The 4,588-nt window shown below is 68.3% G+C and carries 2 protein-coding genes and 1 pseudogene; all 3 read left to right on the top strand.

The genetic code is table 11. The features are described 5' to 3' along the window. Positions 1 to 818 (top strand): annotated as a pseudogene (locus WA944_RS13885) (glycogen debranching enzyme); the annotation flags it as partial. 3 nt (positions 819 to 821) lie between these two features. Continuing rightward, positions 822 to 3,116 (top strand): malto-oligosyltrehalose synthase, encoded by a 2,295-nt coding sequence (gene treY / locus WA944_RS13880; protein WP_526610046.1) that lies wholly within the window; start codon positions 822 to 824, stop codon positions 3,114 to 3,116. After that, on the top strand, positions 3,109 to 4,588 hold a 1,480-nt coding region (treZ, locus tag WA944_RS13875), incomplete at its 3' end, for a malto-oligosyltrehalose trehalohydrolase (protein ID WP_526647046.1). The genes treY and treZ, both read left to right, overlap by 8 nt.

Raw genomic sequence — 4,588 nt, 5'->3', positions numbered from 1 at the left:
TCTATGAGGCGACGGGTCGACGGCCCAGCGCCAGCATCAACTTCGTCACCTGCCACGACGGCTTCACCCTCAACGACCTGGTGTCCTACAACGAGAAGCACAACGAGGCCAACGGCGAGGACAACCGAGACGGGGAGAGCCACAACCGGTCCTGGAACTGCGGCGTGGAGGGGCCCACGCAGGACCGGTCGATCCTCGATCTGCGGGCCAAGCAGATGCGCAACATCATGGGCACGCTGATGCTGTCGCAGGGCACCCCGATGATCGCGCACGGCGATGAGATCGGCCGAACTCAGCGGGGCAACAACAACGTCTACTGCCAGGACTCCGATCTGTCCTGGATGGACTGGTCGTTGTGCGAGACCAACGCAGACCTGCTCGAGTTCGCCCGCAAGGTGGTCAGATTCCGCAAGGAGCATCCGGTGTTCCGGCGCCGGCGGTTCTTCGAGGGCAAACCGATCCGCACCGGCACCCAGGCCAGAGACATCGCCTGGCTCACCCCGGCCGGCAACGAGATGGCAGCCGAGGACTGGGAGGCCGGACTCGGCCAGTGCGTGGCGGTGTTCCTCAACGGGCAGGCCATCCCGGCGCCCAACGAGCGCGGTGAGCGTGTCGTCGACGACTCCTTCCTGCTGTGCTTCAACTCCCACGACGAAGTGGAGGACTTCGTCGCACCACGGGCCGATTACTACGCGCAGCAGTGGACGGCCGACCTGGACACCGCCGACCCGACGGGTAGCACCGAGCTGGTGGTTGCCGCCGGGGAGAAGATCTCGGTGCAGCCGCGTTCCCTGCTCGTCTTGCGAAAGACCGCCTGACAGATGCGAATCCTATCGACATACCGGTTGCAGATGCGCGGCCCGGCCAGCGGCGAAGCGTTCACCTTCGCCGACGCGGCGGAGCTGGTCGACTACATCGCCGAACTCGGCGTCTCCCATCTCTACCTGTCCCCCATCCTCACCGCGGCCGAGGGATCCAGCCACGGCTACGACGTCACCGACCCCACCACCGTGTCGGCCGAACTCGGCGGCGCAGAAGGTCTGCAACGACTCGCGGACGCGGCGCACAGTCGCAACCTCGGCCTCATCGTCGACATCGTGCCCAACCATGTCGGCGTCGACGTGCCCCGGCAGAACCGGTGGTGGTGGGACGTGCTGACCCACGGCAGGGAGTCGGCCCTCAGCTCGTACTTCGACATCGACTGGACGCTCGACCCGGACGGCCGAATCGTGTTGCCGGTCCTGGGTTCTGACGACGATGTCGCCGACCTGGTGGTCGACGGAGACGTGCTGCGACGCGGCGACCTGGAGTACCCGATCTGCCCCGGCACCGCAGACGGCACCGGCGCCGAGGTCCACGATCGGCAGCACTACAGGCTGGTCGGCTGGCGGAACGGATCCTGCGGCTACCGGCGCTTCTTCTCGATCACCTCGCTGGCGGGTCTGCGACAAGAGGACCGCGCGGTCTTCGACGGCTCCCACGCCGAGGTGCGCAGGTGGTTTTCCGAGAAACTCGTCGACGGCATCCGCATCGACCATCCGGACGGGTTATCCGATCCCGCAGGCTATTTGACCTGGTTGCGGGAACTCGCGGGGCCGCAAGCCTGGATCGTCATCGAGAAGATCCTCGCTGTCGACGAGCCGCTGGATCCCAGCCTGCCCGTGGCAGGCACCACCGGGTACGACGCGCTGCGCGAAGCGGGCGGGCTGTTCGTCGACCCGACCGGTGTCGAATCGCTGACCGCCCTGGTCGATTCGGCGGGCGGCGACCATGCGGCGGCTGCCGAGACCGCGCGCGAACTCAAGGTGAAAGCCGTCACCGAGACGCTGGCCAGCGAGTTGCGCCGACTTCGCCGGGCGGTCGTCGGGGCCACCGGGCGTGACCACGAGAGGCTCCCCGACGCGGTGGCCGCCCTGCTGAGCCACATCGGCGTCTACCGCTCGGATTACCTGACGCTCACCTCGGTGCTGCCGGTCGCCGTCGCCGAGACCGCTTCGGCGCAACCGGAGCTCGCCGACCCGCTCGCGCTGTTCATGACCGCCATGACCCGCAACCCAGAGGTGGGCGTGCGACTGCAGCAGCTGTGTGGAGCGGCCACGGCGAAGGCGATGGAGGACTGCCTGTTCTACCGCGACGCCCGGCTGGTGTCGCTCAACGAGGTGGGCGGTGAACCGGAGTACTTCGGCGTCAGTGCCGCGGAGTTCCACCGGCGCGCCGCGGACCGCGCAGCGCTGTGGCCGCACGCGATGACCACCTTGACCACCCACGACACCAAGCGCGGCGAGGACGTGCGGGCACGCATCGGGGTGCTGTCGCAGGTCCCCTCGCTGTGGAGCGAGCTGGTCCAGGGCTGGGAACGGACGACCCCATCCCCCGACCCACTCACCGGACTGTTCCTGTGGCAGAACATCTTCGGTGTCTGGCCTGCAGACGGGACAGTGGGCACCGAACTGCGCCAACGCCTTCACGGCTACGCGGAGAAGGCCATCCGGGAAGCCGCGCTGCACACCACGTGGAACGACCCCGACGCGGATTTCGAGGCTGCCGTGCACGACTGGCTGGACGCGGTGCTGGACGGCCCCGTCGCGGTGGAGCTGACCGCGACCCTGGCCAGATTGGACGAGCATGCCCGCGCAGATGCGCTGGGTCAGAAGCTCGTCGGGCTGACGGCCCCCGGTATTCCGGACGTGTATCAGGGCACCGAGCTCTGGGAGGACAGCCTGGTCGATCCGGACAATCGACGCCCGGTCGACTACTCGCTGCGTCGCCACGAGCTGGCCGCCGACTCGCACCCCAAGATGCGGGTGGTGCGCGCGGCGTTGCAGTTGCGTCGGCGACGACCCGACACATTCCTGTCCGGCGGATACCGCCCGGTGCCGGCCGACGGCGCATCCTCCGAGCACGTCGTGGCGTTCCTGCGCGGTGACGACGTACTGGTCGCCGTCAGCCGGTGGACGGTCCGGTTGGCCGACAGTGGTTGGGGTGATACCACCTTGGCGCTTCCCGATGGACACTGGAACGACGTCCTCAGCGGCTCGACACACGCCGGCGAGGTGCCGGCGGGCGAGCTGTTCGGTGAGCTGCCGGTGGCATTGTTGGTGCGCGCCGATGGCTGAACACGAGTTCACCGTCTGGGCGCCGCGACCAGACCGGGTCCGCGTCGACGTCGACGGTGCGCTGCACCCCATGACGCGCACCGATGACGGCTGGTGGCACGCGGTTGTCGACGCCGCTCCCGACGCCCGTTACGGGTTCGTCGTCGGCGACGGTCCGAAGGTGTTGCCCGATCCCCGGTCGCCGCGCCAACCCGAAGGCGTGCACGAACGTTCGCAGCTGTGGCGTCCCTCGCCTGAGGCGTGGACCGACAGCGGGTGGCAAGGGCGCTCCATCGAGGGCGCGGTGATCTACGAGCTGCACGCCGGAACATTCACCGCCGAGGGGACATTCGATTCGGCGATCGGGAAGCTGGAGCACCTGCTCGACCTCGGCGTCGACTTCGTCGAGCTGATGCCTGTCAATGCGTTCGGTGGAACGCACGGCTGGGGCTACGACGGGGTCCTGTGGTACGCGGTGCACGAACCCTACGGTGGCCCCGACGCACTGATCCGGTTGATCGACGCCTGCCACTCCCGCGGGCTCGGTGTGCTGATCGACGCGGTGTTCAACCACCTAGGCCCGTCGGGGAACTACCTGCCCGAGTTCGGGCCCTATCTGTCGACAGGCAGCAACCCCTGGGGCGAGTCGATCAACATCGCCGACGCCGACGCCGACCCGGTACGCCGCTACATCCTGGATTGTGCGCTGCGCTGGATGCGTGACTTCCACGCCGACGGGTTGCGGCTGGACGCGGTGCACGCCCTGGTGGACACCACGGCCATCCACATCCTCGAGGAGCTGTCGGCCGAGACCGACGCGCTGGCAGCCGAAGTGGGGCGGCCGCTGTCGCTGATCGCCGAGAGCGACATGAACGATCCGAGGCTGATCACGCCGCGCGACCAGGGCGGCCTCGGAATGACCGCCCAGTGGGACGACGACATCCACCACGCGATCCACGCCGCTGTCTCGGGTGAACGACAGGGCTACTACGGCGACTTCGGCACCCTCGAGACGCTGGCGCAGACCCTGCGGCACGGCTACTTCCACGCGGGCACGTACTCGTCGTTCCGGCATCGTCGGCACGGACGGCCACTGGACACCGCGACGATCCCGGCCACCCGCCTGTTGGCCTACACGCTGACCCACGACCAGGTGGGCAACCGCGCGATCGGTGACCGGCCGTCGCAGAACCTGACCACCGGCCAGCTCGCGATCAAGGCGGCCCTCGCACTCGGCTCCCCCTACACGGCGATGCTGTTCATGGGTGAGGAGTGGGCATCGTCGTCGCCGTTCCAGTTCTTCAGCTCCCATCCCGAACCCGAGCTGGCCCGGGCGACAGCGGAGGGCCGCAAGAAGGAGTTCGCCGAGCACGGCTGGGATGCCGACGAGATCCCCGACCCGCAGGATCCGGCGACGTTCGAACGCTCGAAGCTGAACTGGGGCGAGGTCGGCGACGGCGAGCACGCCCGGCTGCTCTCCTTCTACCGCAGCC

It is taken from the genome of Mycobacterium sp., assembly GCF_049683355.1.
GTDB lineage: Bacteria > Actinomycetota > Actinomycetes > Mycobacteriales > Mycobacteriaceae > Mycobacterium.
This window is presented reverse-complemented; position numbering and strand designations above follow the sequence as displayed.